Raw genomic sequence first — 14935 nt, 5'->3', positions numbered from 1 at the left:
GGACGATGGCGGCCCCCCGACGCCGGCTGTGGACAACCGAGCCCCACCGAACCCGGCTGCCCCGCGCGCTCGCACAGGCACTTTCACCGGCCGGAACCGCCTGTTTGAGCGGCGGAATCGGGTGAAAGCGCCTGTTCGAGGGTTGTGGGCCTCACTCGTCTGACGATGTGAGGAAGTCCCCCAGTGCGACGGCCGACAGCGCACCCGAGTGAATGCGACGCACGAAACACGGCCCCTCGGCAGCGAGACCGCGAGCCTCGTCACGCGCCGCGATCAGGTGACCGATGACGTCGACGAGCGTGCCCGGATCGGCCTCGACGATCGGGACCTCTTCACCCGTCGCCTCGCGCACCACCCGGCGCGACGCGTCGCCGACGTAGGCGACGACGACCCGGCCTGCGGCCATGGCCTCGGCGGCAGCGACACCGTAGAGCCCGAGGACGAACTGGTCGAGCACGATGTCGGCACCGCGATACTCCCGCAGCATCCCGGCGCGATCGAGCCCGCGCAGGGTGCGGTACTCGATGACGCGGGCCTCGTGGAGTTCGGTCATCAGGGGGTCGACGAGGTCGCTGCCCTTGAGCCAGCCGTTGCTGGGCGCGTGTACAACGACAGGCCGCGCGCGCTCGAGGACGGGGGTGTCGCTCGCCCACGCGTCTGCGTCGACGACGACCGGGCACCATCGCGCGCCGGGCACGACGTCCACCATGTCCGGCGTCGACACGAACACCGGCACACCGCATTCGCGCAGGTAGGCGACGTTGCGATCGGTGAGGCGCTGCAGGCGGGCCGTGCGCGGATCGTGGCCATCGCGAAACGGCGAGTGCGGATGCGCGCTCGCGTGCACGTCCGGCCGCCGCGCGTCCGAGCCGTGAACGATGTGCGCGACCTGCAGCCCGAGCCGCGTCAACGCCGGTGTCTCCTCGGCGCAGTTCCCGTAGAGGCTGCCGAGTACCGGACGCTCCGCCTCGACGAGCACGTGCGTGTACGCCTCGAGCGCGGCGCGCTGCTCGCGTTGCCACGTGAGGTCACGAAAGACGGCCGGCGGCACCTCGTAGTCGGTCGGGAATCGGATCGGGCCCGCGATGTTCATCGATCGCGCCCCGACATCCGGCAGCCGCTCGGCGGAGCGCGCCCACTCATATCCCTGACCGGCGAAGTTCGCCGGAGCGACCCACAGCCGCGTCGACGCGTCCGGTGGGAGCGGCCGCGAGGCTCGGGCGTCCACCAGTTCCGAAGCCGACGCGACCGCCCGCCCCCGCGCACGCTCGGCCCCCCGCACGAGGGCAGCCGGTGCCATCCGCCGCGCGGTGACCAGGGACGTCTTCACCGTGTCTTTCGCCCCCCGCGGCAGGGCGCCGAGCACCCGACTCCGAACGCTCATGACACCCCCCTACCGAGATACCGAGACCGCGCCTGCCCCCGCGCCCGCACGACACGGCCGCCCTTCCCCCGCTCGAACAGGGGTTTTCACCCAGACGGAACCGCCTGTTCGAGCACTGGAGGGAAATCCGAGACGGGTGGAAACGCCTGTTCGAGTGCTGGAAAGGAGCCCGGCGGGGGTGGAAACGCCTGTTTGAGCGTGACGGGGGCGCGGGCTCGATGAAGACGCCTCGGGGCTCCGGTGACCACCCCTTGCCGACGACCCCCTGGGCGCCGACCGCGCACCGGGCGCCGACCGCCCCTAGTGCGCCGGCCAGCCGGGAGCCGGCCCGCCGCGTGCCGAACGTACACCGGGGGCCGACGGCCCGCCGGGTGCTGGTCCATCCGGCGCTGCCCCGCCCGCTGCCGACCACCCACCCGCTCATACAGGCACTTCCACCGCGCTCGCTCGAACCAAACCGCCTGTCCGAGCGGCACATACGCGTGCGGGGTGGGTGGAAGGGCCTGTTCGAGCGTGTCATCCCGTCAGCCTTCGGGGCTCGTGAGGATGTCGAGGACGGCCTGGGCGAAGGTCGCGTAGGGGTCGATCCGGTCCTTGCCGCGGACCGACCCCGCGAGAGCGGCGGCGCGCATCGCGTGCAGAGACGAGGGGTCATCGGCCCACGCGTTGAGCTGGTCCGCGACTGCGGCACCGACGGTCTCGTCGGGTCCCGTCGGCACGACGACGCCGAGGGCTTCCCCGCCACTCTGCGCGCCCCGGATCACCGCCGCCTGGCGGGGCAGTGCGGTCGTGACGACCGGGAGCCCGCAGGCGAGGTATTCCCCCACCTTGCTGGGCAGGGCGTCGCGAAACGCCGGAGTGTCATGGAGCAACAACAAGCCCGCCCAGGCACCGGTGGCGAGCCGCCACGCTTCGCGCGGTGGCTTGCGGCCGTGGAACCGCACTCGCTTCGACAGCCCGGCGTCACGCGAGAGGCGCTCCTCGAGCGCAGCGGCGTCCGCGGGCGCGACGGGCCCGACGACGTCCAACCGCCATCCGGGAGCCGCGTGCAGCGCATCGAGCATCGCGAACAGTCCGCGCGACGTGCGCACGTCACCGATGTAGAGCGCCCGCGGGTCGTCGCCGGGCGGCGACGGCTCGGGAAGCATCGAGAGATCGGGCTCGTTCGGCATGACGAGGCGGTGCCGCGCGCGCAGCGGAGGAACGTGCTCGTCGGCGACGACCGTCAGCGCGGCACGACCGGCCACGCGGTCGAACCCGCGCACGACCTCATGGGCGACCCGGCCCGTGAGCCCGCCGAGCGAGGATGTCCAGGGTCGGTCGTCGAGCAACGCGCCGTAGTCCTCGTGGACGTCGACGACGAGCTCCCGCCCGCTGGCCAGCACGGCCACGTGTGCGGCGAGGGCGGAGTCGGGGTCGAGCGAGACGAGCACCCGTCCACCGGCGCGGGCGGCCATGCGAGCCGCGAGTGCGGCGCGGCGGGCCCCGCCGACCCGAGAGAACGTGTGCACCACGGTGCCGGGCGGCCCGTCACCGGGGTCGCCGAGGCCGAGCACCTCCACACGGAGCCCCGCCGCCACGAGTGCGGCCGCCTCCCGGTGAAGGCGTGCATCCGCCACGTCATGGCCGGAGGTCAGAATCGTGACGTCGAACGAACTCACCGTTCGATCCTTACATCTCGTCCATCGTCCGCGGGGTCTTGCCGACCTTGACGAATTCGGTGTACGCGTCGATGCAGGCCTCAGGGGTGTCGTGCATCATCACTTGGCCCTTGTGCAGCCAGATGCAGTCGTTGCACATGTCCTTGATGCTCGACAGGCCGTGGCTGACGAGGAACATCGCCCGCGCCGACTCCCGCAGCTCGGTCATCTTCGCGTTCGCCTTCTCGCGGAAGGCCGCGTCACCGGCAGAAAGTGCCTCGTCGATCATGAGGATGTCGGGCTTCATATGCACCGCCACGCTGAACGCGAGACGGCTGAACATGCCGGAGGAGTACGTGCGCATCGGGGCGTCGATGTAATCCCCGAGTTCTGCCCATTCCGCGACCTCTTTGGCGCGTTCCTCGACCTCCCGGCGCGAGAGGCCGGCGGCCAGTCCGCCGAGAATGACGTTCTCCCGGCCCGAGAGCGAGGAGTTGAATCCGACTCCGAGCGCCAGCAGAGTGCTCGCGCGGCCCCAGACCTCGACGCGTCCCTCGGTGGGCGGCAGGATGCCCGCGATCGTGCGCATGATCGTGGACTTTCCTGCGCCGTTCGCGCCGATGATGCCGAGCTGGGTGCCGTTGGGCACGTCGAACGACACATCCTTGAGCGCCTGGACCTCGACGAGAGCACGCTCCCCTCGCCCCGCCCGCACGATCGCGTTCTTGAACGTCGGTACCCGTTCGAACGTGGTCCGATAGGTCACGGAGAGATGTTGCACGCTCACCGCGAGGTCGCTGCGACCGGAATTGTCGATGAAGGTCTTGGCGGGTCCCGCCTCGGCCGCGGCCGCTGCGCGTCGCGCCTTGTCTTCCTTACGGCTCCCGAGCGAAAAGGCACCACCTACGGAGAATCCTGGCTTCTCCGCGGAGGCCGCAGTCGAGCCCGAGCTCTGGGATGCGTCAGATGCGGACAGCGAAATCACGCTCCCTGGAGATGAAGTACGAACAGCCGACGATGAGCGTTCCGATCGACCAGGCGGCGGCCAGGAGCCAGATGTTCAGGGACGGCACGGCTCCGGCCTGCAATGCCTCGCCATAGCCGCCGATGATCGAGTACAGCGGGTTGAGGGCCGCGAGATCACGCAGCCCCTGGTGCCCGAGCTGGTCGATGGTCCACAGCACCGGTGACGCGTACAGCCAGATCCGTGTGATGTACGGGAGGAAACTCGCGGTGTCTCGGAAGTACACCTGCAATGCGGCGAACAGTGCCGAGAGGCCTGTGGCGAACAACGTGAGGAGCAACAGGAACACCGGTGCCACGATGAACGTCGCCCAACTCCACGGGTTGCCCGCCAGGAGGTGAAAGACGAAGTACACCGGCAGGGTGGGGAGAAAACGAAAGAAGGCCGTGCGCACTGCCGAGATCGGGAGGAGGAGCCGCGGCATGGCCGTGTTGAGGATCACGCGCCCGGCTCCGATGACGGAGTTCGCACCGGACGTCAAGGCTCCCTGAAAGTAGTAGTAGACGAACAGCCCGCCCGTGAGATGCGCGAACCGCTTGGCATCGAAGCCGCCCCCCGCTTTCCCACTGAGCACGTTGATAAGCAGGTAGTACACCAAGGCCAGCAGCAACGGGTTGATGATCAGCCAAGCGGTGCCGAAAAAGGTGCGCGTGTTCGCCGCCCGCATTCCCGCCTTGGAGGTCTCGATGGCGAACTCGCGGCGGCGCCACAACTCACCGAAATAGGTTCGCAGCGGCGGAAGGCCCGCCTTGTGCGGCTCATAACGATGATAGATGGGCGCCTCCGGGGCCGTCGGCGGCGGCTGGACCTCGCTCATCGCCCGCTCCCCCTGGCGTCCGGTCGCTCGGTCATCGTGCTCCTCGTCGTGTGCGGTGCTGGGGACACGCTACTCACCCTCGTCCACGGTCTGCGGGCTCCGGTGCGCCAGCCGGGCGTACACCTCGAGCAGGCGGGCTCCGTCTGTGTCCCAGCTCAACTCGGGCGCCGCGTCGCGGACGGCCTGCGTGAGCCCGGCATAGTCTGCCACGGCGGCGCGGGCGGCCTCGACGAGCGAGTCGGGGTCACCGGGTGTGTACAGGGTGCCGAGTCCGTATCGCCGTACGGTCGCGGCGAGTTCGCCGACGTCGGTGGCGACGACGGGCACCCCGGCCTGCACGGCGTGGAAGAGCTTGTTGGGCAGGGCGAGTCGATGGTTCTCCCATTTGTCGGAGTGCGTGACGAGCACGAGCCCGGCCGCGGCCAGGTGCCCGGTGACCTCCTCCGGCGCACAAGGGAGTTCGAGGCGGGTCGCCTTCTTGTCGAACGAGGCGAGCCACGTGGGATCGGCCGGCCCCCGCAGGGTCACGGGCAGCCCGAGGTGCGCCAGGCGTTCGCTCGCGTCGGCGACGGTCTCCAACTCGCGGTAGGCCGCGAGCCGCCCGGCGTAGATGAGCCCGCGGGCGCCGTGCTCCTCGGTGTCGACGAGTTGCGCGGCCGTGGGAAAGGTGTTGCGCACGACACTCACGTGCTCCCACCCGTAGCGGTCGCGCAGGGCGTTCGCCACTCCCTCCCCCACGGTGATGACCGCGTCGGCCCGTGATCCGAGCTCGGCCTCCTGCGCCCGTTCGCGGCGGTCGAGCAGCGGCGTGGGGCGGTATTCGCGCGGGCGTCCACTCCAGAGTTCGTGGGTGTCGTAGATCAGAGGGACGCCGCGCTCGTCGGCAAGGGTCGCTCCCGCCCGCAGCGCCGTGAAGTCGTGGGCGTGCACGATGTCGAACTCCCGCTCGCGCCCGTCGGCGATCGCGCCGTCGGCCCACCGCCCGAACGCCGAGTTCCGATGCTGTGGCAGCAGCAGCCACCTCGCGAACCGCATGTGCGGAGGCAGCTTCAGACCGGTCAGCGAGGGCGTGCCCTCGGCCCGGAACACCGACGAGGTCCCGATGCTCGAGACCGTGATCCCCGCCGGGGGGACGAAGTCGTCCGGCACCGAGCGTCCGATGACGTGCACGAAGTGCCCTGCCTCGACCAGCGTCGTCGCCTCGCGCAGCACCCGGGTGTCGGTGGCCACGGTGGTCGCGACGAGCATGAGCACCCTCATGCGAGCGCCTTGTCGCGCAGCTTCTTGGGACTGGTGAGAAACCCGATCCCCCAACACCAGTGCATCGTCGCGAGCACGGCCGGGGTGCGAAGGCGGGTCTCGAGGTTCTCCCCGCGACTGATCGCGAGGCCTCCCGCGGTCACGGCCGCCGCGTACACCGCGGGCACGAGCAAGGCGAATCGCGTACGACGCGTGGCGAGCCCGAGCACCGTCGCGGCGCAGGTACCGACGACCATCGCGGGCGGCGCGAGGTAGCGCAAGTTGATCGTGCCCTCGTGACGAGCGGCGACGACCCGACGCCAGCGCCCGTAGTTGAAGTACTGACGCGCGAGGGCCTTGAACGTGCCGCGAGGGCGGTAGGTGACGGTGAGGTCGGGTACGAACCACACGAGTCCGCCCGCCGAGCGGATGCGGTGGTTGAGCTCCCAATCCTGGGCCCGGGCGAAGTGCGAGTCGTAACCCCCGGCGGCCTCGAGCGCGTCGCGACGGAAGACCCCGAGGTAGACCGTCTCGGCCTCCCCCGCCTGGCCGCCGACGTGGAAGCGCGCGTTGCCCACGCCGATCCGGCTCTTCATCGCCGCGGCCACGGCCCGTTCCTGCGGGCTGCTGCCCTGGGCGTCCATGATGCCGCCGACGTTCGCGGCGCCGACGCGCAACAGCTCGGTCACGGCGGTGGCCAGGTAGCCGTCGCAGAGCTCGGCGTGTCCATCGACGCGGGCGATGATCTCGTGACGCGCCGCACCGATGCCGGCGTTGAGAGCGTCGGGGGTGCGGCCGCTGGGGTTGGTGACGATGCGCACGCGGGGGTCCTCGGCGGCGAGCCGATCGGCGACCTCCTGGGTGCGATCCTTGCTCGGCCCCACGGCGAGAACGACCTCCATCTCACCCGGGTACTCCTGGGCGAGAACGCGACCGACGGCCGCCCGTAGATGTCGCTCCTCCTCGAGCACCGGCATGACGACGCTCACCGCCGGCAGTCGCGCCGAGCCCTGTCCGCTCACGTCGTCGTCCGTTCCCTCGTCGTCGCCTTGCGCCGGAATGCATCCGTGCGCACGTCCGCCCCATTGTGCCGCGCCCGGGCCCCACGTCGTGGGACGGTCCTCGTCGGGCGACGCCACGTCGTCGCGCCGGGTCACGGAACCGCGCAGATGAGCCCGCTCGCGTCACTCACGCTGAACGAGTAGTCGCCACCCTGGGCCGCGCCCTCGCCCTTGGGCTGCGGAGTCTCGACCCCGGTCGGCGCGCCCGTCTGCTTCTTCGTGCCGGTCGACCTCGGCGTGGCCGTGCCCGAGGAGCTCGACGACTTCTTTCCCGTCGGGTTGGGGTCACCGTCGATGGTCTTCGCGACGATGTCGCGGATCTTCTGCGGGTCGTACCGCCAGGGATCGATGAGCGGCGGGGTGAAGTTGACCGTGGTCATCTCCCCGTCGCGGGCCTTCATCGCGACGGCGCCCAGACGCCCGAGGTCGCGGTTGGGGATGTCGGTCTCGACGACGCCACCGGAGATCGCCGCGATGTCCTGTGCCTTGAGGATCACGGTCTGCGGGTCGAGCTGATGCAACATCGCCGTCATCACGCATTTCTGCCGCGCCATGCGGTCGTAGTTCGACGCCCCCTCGCGCGAACGGGCGTACCAGAGCGCGTGATACCCGTCGAGACGCTGGCGACCGGGCTCGATGTACCCCGAGATCTTCGAGGTGCCGCCACCCATCGGGGTGCGTTTGCCGACGACGACGTCGATGCCGCCGACCGCGTCGACGAACCGCCGGAACCCGACGAGGTCGACCATCGCGTAGTACTGGATGTCGAGCCCTGAGAGTGCCTCGACGGCCTCCTTGGTCGCCTCCGCGCCGGGGTTCTTCACCTCGGGCGGAAACTGGTCGCGGTGCTCCATCCCCCACTGGTAGAGCCCGTTGAGCAGGCACTGGTCGCCACAGTTCCACCCTTGCGGCATGAGCCGGGCCATCGTCGAACCGGGGCGGAAGTCGATGTTCTCGGTGTCGCGCGCGAATCCGAACAGGGCACTGCGCCCCGACGACGCGTCGACGCTGGCGAGCATCAGGGTGTCGGTGCGTACCCCGGTGCGGTTCGAACCGGCGTCGGAGCCGATGAGCAGCACGTTGTAGCGGCCCTTCACCGGTCCTCGGCTCTCCTGGCTGTTGAACACCGAGGTCACGGCCGTGCGCCCCGCCCACACGAGCCACGCGCCGGTGAGCAGCGCGCCGCCCGTCACGAAGATGAGCAGCGCGGTGAGGAACGCGACCAGCCGCCGCGTTCTCGCCCCGACGCGGCTCAACCGCGCCAGGCGCATCGCGTCGAGAAAGAGGAACGCCCAGAACAGCGCACCGAGAACGAGGGCCGCGACGAGAACGCCGAGGAACCACGGTGCGGTGACGATGCCCAGCAGTGTCGCCGGGCTGAGGAAGTAGGTGACTCCTGCGAGCAGGACGAGTCCCACGACGAGCACCGCGGTACGCAACGCGAACCGGCCGAGCGAGCGGTTGCCGGCGACGATCTGAGCCGAGCCCGGCGCGACGAGCGTGAGCAGCACCAGCGTCAACGCCCGACGACGCCGCAGCCGTGGAGGCAACGCGTCCGCATCGGACAGGGCGCTCGCGCCACGACGCACCACGATCGGATCGTCGTCGCGCGCTACTCGCTCGCGGCGTACAGGTCGGTCGTCGTGACGTGAACTCATGATGATCCAGTATTCCCGCTCGGCTGAGCGGAGTCTGGAGACGCCCCGACCACCCGACCGCGTGTCGCCGCAGACGGCCTCGCCCACAGCGCGCCGAGACAGCCGCCGATTCCGGCCTCGACCACTCCACGCGAAGCAAGCGGATCCCGCAGGCCGGAATCGGCGGCCGTCTCGGCGCGTCTGGAGGCTCATCTGTCCCTGAGCTTCGGCAACTCACGCAACAAAGACCGGTCACTGGGCCGCTTCCGCCCGCTCGATCAGGCGCCGCCCCTGGTCAGGGGGCTGCAAGCCCGCCGGCCCCGATCGCGTGACCGGTCTTTGTTGCGCGACGTCGGGTCGAACGACGCCGGGTCAAGTCCCTGGTAGTGGTGTAGCGCTGCGTTCTCCTTCTTGATGGGTCAGGCGGTCAGGGCGGGCAGGTCATCAGCTCCGATCTCGGGTTCGGTGTTGGGGACGATGTTGACCCGGCAGCGGGCGAGGACCTCGAGTCCGAGGTAGCGGCGGCCTTCGGCCCATTCGTCGGTCTGCTCGGCCAGGACGGCTCCGACGAGCCGGACGATGGCGTCGCGGGTGGGGAAGATGCCCACGGCGTCGGTGCGGCGCCGGATCTCGCGGTTGAGGCGTTCGGCGGGATTGTTGGACCAGATCTGGGTCCACACGTCCTTGGGGAAGCCGGTGAAGGCCAGGATGTCGGCGCGGGCGCCGTCGAGGTGGTCGTGGACCTCGGGCAGCTTTCCCTCGACGTAGTCCAGGAGTCGGTCGAACTGGGCGTGGACCGCGGGACGGTCGGGCTGGTCGTACACGCTGTGCAGCATCGCCTTGACCGCGGGCCACATGCTCTTGGGTGTCACCGACATGAGGTTCGCGGCGTAGTGGGTGCGGCACCGCTGCCAGGACGCTCCGGGAAGGTTCGCCGCGATCGCCTCGACCAGACCCTGGTGCGCGTCGCTGGTGACCAGCCGGACACCGGTCAGACCGCGGGCAACCAGGTCGGCGAAGAACTCGTTCCACACCGAGCCGGTCTCAGCAGTGGCCACGCGCATACCGAGGACCTCGCGGTGCCCGTCGCCGTTCACGCCGGTGGCCAGCAGCACGACGGCGTTGACGACCCGCCCGCCTTCGCGGAGCTTCATGGTCAACGCGTCCGCGGCGACGAACGTGAACGGCCCAGCTGCGTCCACCGGCCGGTGGCGGAACTCCTCGACGTGCTCGTCGAGCTCGGCCGCCATCCTCGAGACCTGCGACTTGGACAGTGAGTCGATCCCGAGGGTCTTGACCAGCTTGTCCATCCGCCGCGTGGACACGCCGGCGAGGTAGCAGTCCGCCACGACCGTGATCAGGGCGGTTTCGGCGCGCTTGCGGCGCTCAAGCAGCCACTCGGGGAAGTAGGTGCCCTTGCGCAGCTTGGGGACTGCGATGTCGATGGTCCCGACCCGGGTGTCCAGGGGGCGGTGACGGTACCCGTTGCGCTGCGCGGTCCGGCCCGGGCTGGGGCGGCCGTACTCGGCACCGACCACCGCATCAGCATCAGCCGAGAGCAGGGCGTTGATCATCGTCTGCAACAGCGAGCGCATCAGATCGGGTGAGGCTTCGGCGAGTGCTTCGCCCAGCAGACGTGCAGGGTCGACAATGTGGGGAGCGGTCATCGTGATGACTCCATTCGAGAGATCTGTGAGAGGTGAACTCGAAGGATCACGCGGTGGCCGCGCCTGCGTCCGACGTCCACGCCGGTGACGATCTCGACGACCGCGCTACACCACTATCAGGGACTCAACTCGACGCCGGCATTCCCCTCGCGTGGGCTCTGTCGAAGGGACCTCCGGCCCATCGCCGTCGACCGCCTCGGAGGCGAATGACCTGGTTGAGACAGTGGAAGCACCCCTTCACGTCGCTGCCGTCAGGCACGACGCCGACGTTCCCGAATCCAACGAAGGAGTCTGATGATGAGCAGCCCGCTCGCCTCGGAGTTCTCCCGCCGCTCGCTGTTGCAGTGGAGCGCGATCGCCGGTGGTGGTGCTGCGCTACTCGGTGGCTGCGCTCGGCCGCCGGCTCCTGCTTCTTCCGCGCCGGGGGCCGTCCCCGCCTCGGGGCACACCGTGTGGTCGGCCTGCGTCGTCAACTGCGGATCTCGTTGCCCTCTTCGGCTGCAGGTCCAGGACGGAACGGTGGTTCGCGTCCTGCCGGACAACACCGGCGACGACTCGCTGCTCAACCGTCAGATCCGCGCCTGCGTCCGTGGACGCAACATGCGTCAGCGCATCTACAACCCCGACCGCATCAAGACCCCGCTCAAGCGGACCGGGAAGCGTGGCGACAACCAGTGGGCGGAGATCTCCTGGGACGAGGCGTTCGACCTCTTCGCCGAGAAGCTCAAACACACCATCGACACGTACGGCAACGAGGCGGTGTTCAAGACGTACGGGTCCGGTGTGTGGAACGCGCACCTGGGCACCTCGGGCGGATGGGCGCGGCTCTTCAACCTGCTCGGCGGCTACCTCGGTTACTACGGCAACTACAGCTACGGCCAGATCGGCACGTGTACGAAGTTCCACTACGGCAATCCCGACGAGCAGATGTCGAACTCGTTCGAGGAGTCCGCAACGAACTCGCGGCTGCTCGTCCTGTGGGGCAACAATCCGCAGGAGACCCGGATGTCGGGCGGCGGCAACACGTTCACCTCGCTGTGGGCGAAGGCCAAGGCGAACCTGCGCATCATCGTCGTCGATCCGCGATACACCGACTCGGCGTCATTGCTCGCCGACCAATGGATCGCGCCCCGCCCCGGCACGGATGCCGCCCTCGTTGCGGGAATGGCTCACGTCATGATCACCGAGAAGCTCCACGACCAGGCCTTCCTCGACACCTACTGCCAGGGCTTCGACGAAGCCCACATGCCGAAGGGCATCCCGGCGGGCAACTCATACGAGAGCTACATTCTCGGCAAGGGCCCGGATCAGACGGAGAAGACGCCGGCGTGGGCATCCGCGATCACCGGGGTCCCGGAGAACGTCATCGTCTCCTTCGCACGTGAACTGGCGACGACGAAGCCGGCGAACATCACGCAGGGCTGGGGGCCGCAGCGTCACGCCAACGGCGAGAACGTCGCTCGCGCCATCTACACACTCGCGGCGATGACCGGGAACATCGGCATTCCCGGCGGCGGCACCGGCGGGCGTGAGGGTTATTTCTGGCCGGTCACGAAGTGGTTCCCCGACGGCGACAACCCCGTCAAGGCGCAGATCTCGTTCTACGGGTGGACGGACGCGATCACGCGCGGAACGGAGATGACGGCGACGACCGACGGCGTGCGGGGAGTCGACCGGCTGCCGACGAACATCAAGTTCATCCTCAGCTACGGCGGCAACGTTCTCGCGAGCCAGCACGGCGACGTCAATCGAACGCGCGAGATCCTCACCGACGAGAGCCTCGCCGAGTTCATCTGCGTCGTCGACAACCAGATGTCGCCGTCGGCGCAGCTCGCCGACCTCGTGCTGCCCGACACGACGACCTCCGAGCGTTGGGACCTCGTCCCCAACGAGTACACCGGCGACATGGCCTATCTCATCATGTGCGAGAAGGCCATCGAGCCGTTGTTCGATTCCAGACCCGCATACGAGATGTGCACCGAGATCGCCAAGCGCATGGGGGTCGAGAAGGAGTTCACGCAAGGACGCACGCTCGAACAATGGGCCAGGCAGATGCAGGCCGAGACGGTCAAGGAGAACCCGCAGTTCAAGTTCCCCGATTTCGAGGGCATGCGCAAGAAGGGCGTCCACCGGTACCACAACCCAGAAGGCCTCACCGTCGCGCTCAAGGAGTTCCGCGACGACCCGAAGAAGAACCCCCTCGAGACGCCGTCGGGCAAGGTCGAGATCTTCTCCACCGAGTTGTGGGAGATCGCAAAGACCTGGACCTTCCTCAATCCGCAGAAGGGTGATCGGATCACGGCGTTGCCCGAACACATCGACACCTGGGAGGGGGCCGTCGAGGCGAAGACCAACGCACGCTATCCGCTGCAGGTCATCAGCCACCACTTCAAGGGCCGCACCCACTCCACCTATGGCAATCTCGCCTACAGCCGCGAAGCGCATCCACAGAAGGCGTGGATGAACCCGATCGACGCCCAGGACCGGGGCATCGAGAACGGCGACCGGATCCTCGTCCACAACGATCGGGGCCGCATCACGCTGCCGGTCATGGTGACGCCACGCATCATGCCCGGCGTCGTCTCCGTCCCTCAGGGCGCGTGGCTCGAACGCGGTCCCGACGGCACCGACCACGGCGGAGTCGCGAACGTGCTCACCAGCCAGCACCCCACGCCGCTCGCCAAGGGCAACGCCCAGCACACGGTGCTCGCACAGGTCGAATTGGCGACCGACGTTCCCGAGGGCGCGGGCGCTCCGGCGCCACGCGTCGGCCGGCCCGTCTGATTCTTCTGTTCTCGAAAGGAGTTCCCATGCAGGGTTTCGCGTTCGACCAGAGCGCCTGCAACGGCTGCAAGGCGTGTCAGATGGCCTGCAAGGACAAGCACAGCCTGCCGGTGGGGGTGAAGTGGCGCCGTGTCGTCGAGTACACCGGTGGCACATGGAGCCGCGATGGTGATTCCCTCGCCCCCAACGTCTTCACGTACTACACCTCCATCTCCTGCAATCACTGTGCGGATCCCATCTGCGTCAAGGTCTGCCCCACCACGGCGATGTCGGTTCGCGATGACGGCACCGTGTACGTCGACGCCGACAAGTGCGTGGGTTGCCGCTATTGCGAATGGGCGTGCCCGTATTCCGCCCCGCAGTTCAACGCGGAGACCGGGCACATGAGCAAATGCGACGGTTGTTACGACTACCGCCAGGCGGGAATGCGGCCGGCGTGCGTGGCCGCGTGCCCGTCGCGCGCACTGGACTGGGGTGAGATCGACGATCTCAAGAAGGTCTACGGCGAGGGGGCCACCACCGAGCCTTTGCCCGATGCGTCGATCACCCGCCCCAACCTCGTGGTCAAACCACACCGAGACGCACAACCCACCGGTTCGGGAACCGGGCACATCGCCAACCCCGAGGAGATCTGACGCGATGAACGTGCACGAACTCCCCATGCTCCTGTTCACCATCCTCGCGCAGATGTCGGTCGGCGCATTCATCGTGCTCGGCGTCATCACGATCGGCGCCAGGCTGAGCAGGCGATACGGCGCGGCAGAGGTCGAGGAGCTGAGCGACCCGGCCGTCCTGGCCGTGGGCGGCGCCCTCGTCCTCGGCCTCGGTGCATCGATGTTCCACATGAACGACGTGTTCCACGTGTTCAACGTCTTTCGTCACCTGGAGACGTCGTGGCTGAGCCGCGAGATCGTCTCGGGCATTCTGTTCGCCGCGAGCGGGTTCGCTTACGCCGCCTGCCAGATTTTCCGGATCGGGAGCCCCCGGCTTCGACAGGGCCTTGCTCTGCTCACGGCCGTGCTGGGTGTCGTCCTGCTCGTCGCGATGAGCATGGTCTACATGTCCCTCTCAACCGTTCCGGCCTGGCACACCTGGTTGACGATGGCCCGATTCTTCACCACTGCTCTGTTGCTCGGCTCTTTCGCCGTCGGAACCGCCTTCGTCACCGTCGCCATGCTGCGGCGACGAGGAGCGTTCCGAGGCCGCCTCGCGGCGCGTCTGGGTGGCGGGCAGCTCTCCCCCTCCGGTGAGAGCCTCATGTTCGCCTCTCTGCGGGCGATCGCCGTCGCCGGCATCGTGCTCCTCCTCCTGCAGCTCGTCTGGTACGTGCTCACGCTCACCCACCTCATGGGCCTCGGCCAGATCGGTCTGCGCAGCGCCGAGTCGTACACGGGTGGCGTCGCCATCGCCCGCTTCGTCCTGTCGATCCTCGGCGCAGGCCTCCTCGGCCTCTTCCTCTTTCGGCTGGCCGCCGCAGCGCACGTGGCGAGCGCCGATCAGGTCGATCCGAGCGCAGGCCGCCCGACACCGGGTGCCGGTGCCGCGGGCCTGCAGCACCGAGAGTGGGGACGTCGCGAACGGGTCGCCGCGGTCATGACAGCGGCCTTCGTCCTCGTGCTCGCTTCGGAGTTCATCGCGCGCGCCGCGTTCTACGAGTCCATGCAGCGGATCGGGATGTGATG

11 protein-coding genes are annotated in these 14935 nt (G+C 68.7%); 3 read left to right on the top strand and 8 right to left on the bottom strand.

Annotated elements, in window-relative coordinates:
• Nucleotides 1–151: 151 nt before the first annotated feature.
• The 8 genes from BN1197_RS01350 to BN1197_RS01315 form a co-directional block, all read right to left on the bottom strand.
• Nucleotides 152–1093 carry a hypothetical protein gene (locus BN1197_RS01350; RefSeq protein WP_141397169.1) on the bottom strand — a complete coding sequence of 314 codons (942 nt, stop codon included), beginning with the start codon at nt 1091–1093 and terminating at the stop codon, nt 152–154.
• An 815-nt stretch (nt 1094–1908) separates the two neighbouring features.
• Complete coding sequence (locus BN1197_RS01345; RefSeq protein ID WP_082043519.1) at nt 1909–3045, bottom strand: glycosyltransferase; 1137 nt, start codon at nt 3043–3045, stop codon at nt 1909–1911.
• A gap of 10 nt (nt 3046–3055) precedes the next feature.
• Complete coding sequence (locus BN1197_RS01340; protein WP_245851781.1) at nt 3056–3790, bottom strand: ABC transporter ATP-binding protein; 735 nt, start codon at nt 3788–3790, stop codon at nt 3056–3058.
• Between the two features lie 196 nt (nt 3791–3986).
• Nucleotides 3987–4865: an ABC transporter permease gene (locus BN1197_RS01335; RefSeq protein ID WP_052465834.1), complete on the bottom strand. Its 879-nt coding sequence runs from the start codon at nt 4863–4865 to the stop codon at nt 3987–3989.
• Nucleotides 4866–4934: 69 nt separating this feature from the next.
• Nucleotides 4935–6125 (bottom strand): glycosyltransferase, encoded by a 1191-nt coding sequence (locus BN1197_RS01330; RefSeq protein WP_040155479.1) that lies wholly within the window; start codon nt 6123–6125, stop codon nt 4935–4937.
• Nucleotides 6122–7081 carry a glycosyltransferase family 2 protein gene (locus BN1197_RS01325; protein WP_052465856.1) on the bottom strand — a complete coding sequence of 320 codons (960 nt, stop codon included), beginning with the start codon at nt 7079–7081 and terminating at the stop codon, nt 6122–6124. Before BN1197_RS01325 ends, BN1197_RS01330 begins: the two co-directional genes overlap by 4 nt.
• 176 nt (nt 7082–7257) lie before the next feature.
• Nucleotides 7258–8823: an LCP family protein gene (locus BN1197_RS01320; protein WP_082043532.1), complete on the bottom strand. Its 1566-nt coding sequence runs from the start codon at nt 8821–8823 to the stop codon at nt 7258–7260.
• Between the two features lie 398 nt (nt 8824–9221).
• Nucleotides 9222–10469 (bottom strand): IS256 family transposase, encoded by a 1248-nt coding sequence (locus BN1197_RS01315; protein ID WP_040155334.1) that lies wholly within the window; start codon nt 10467–10469, stop codon nt 9222–9224.
• Between the two features lie 297 nt (nt 10470–10766).
• On the opposite strand from BN1197_RS01315, the gene BN1197_RS01310 reads away from it, so the two are divergent.
• From BN1197_RS01310 to BN1197_RS01300, 3 genes are read left to right on the top strand one after another with little or no spacing between them, the layout of a single operon-like run.
• On the top strand, nt 10767–13253 hold the full coding sequence (locus tag BN1197_RS01310; protein WP_040155600.1) for a DMSO/selenate family reductase complex A subunit: 2487 nt from the start codon (nt 10767–10769) through the stop codon (nt 13251–13253).
• Between the two features lie 26 nt (nt 13254–13279).
• Entirely contained in the window at nt 13280–13888 is a 609-nt protein-coding gene (locus BN1197_RS01305) for a DMSO/selenate family reductase complex B subunit (RefSeq protein ID WP_040155478.1), read from the top strand.
• A gap of 4 nt (nt 13889–13892) precedes the next feature.
• Nucleotides 13893–14933: a dimethyl sulfoxide reductase anchor subunit family protein gene (locus tag BN1197_RS01300; protein ID WP_052465832.1), complete on the top strand. Its 1041-nt coding sequence runs from the start codon at nt 13893–13895 to the stop codon at nt 14931–14933.
• Nucleotides 14934–14935 lie beyond the last annotated feature (2 nt).

It is taken from the genome of Mobilicoccus massiliensis (assembly GCF_000826525.2).
Taxonomy (GTDB): Bacteria; Actinomycetota; Actinomycetes; order Actinomycetales; family Dermatophilaceae; genus Mobilicoccus; species Mobilicoccus massiliensis.
Note: the sequence above shows the minus strand (reverse complement) of the source record. Positions and strands in the feature narration are given on the sequence as shown.

Bases quoted from the DNA above. Each gene is read 5' to 3' on its own strand.
- BN1197_RS01305 (WP_040155478.1), top strand. From the start codon at position 13,280: ATGCAGGGTTTCGCGTTCGACCAGAGCGCCTGCAACGGCTGCAAGGCG.
- BN1197_RS01315 (WP_040155334.1), bottom strand. From the start codon at position 10,469: ATGACCGCTCCCCACATTGTCGACCCTGCACGTCTGCTGGGCGAAGCA.
- BN1197_RS01325 (WP_052465856.1), bottom strand. From the start codon at position 7,081: ATGCCGGTGCTCGAGGAGGAGCGACATCTACGGGCGGCCGTCGGTCGC.
- BN1197_RS01350 (WP_141397169.1), bottom strand. From the start codon at position 1,093: ATGAACATCGCGGGCCCGATCCGATTCCCGACCGACTACGAGGTGCCG.
- BN1197_RS01310 (WP_040155600.1), top strand. From the start codon at position 10,767: ATGAGCAGCCCGCTCGCCTCGGAGTTCTCCCGCCGCTCGCTGTTGCAG.
- BN1197_RS01330 (WP_040155479.1), bottom strand. From the start codon at position 6,125: ATGAGGGTGCTCATGCTCGTCGCGACCACCGTGGCCACCGACACCCGG.
- BN1197_RS01335 (WP_052465834.1), bottom strand. From the start codon at position 4,865: ATGAGCGAGGTCCAGCCGCCGCCGACGGCCCCGGAGGCGCCCATCTAT.
- BN1197_RS01300 (WP_052465832.1), top strand. From the start codon at position 13,893: ATGAACGTGCACGAACTCCCCATGCTCCTGTTCACCATCCTCGCGCAG.
- BN1197_RS01320 (WP_082043532.1), bottom strand. From the start codon at position 8,823: ATGAGTTCACGTCACGACGACCGACCTGTACGCCGCGAGCGAGTAGCG.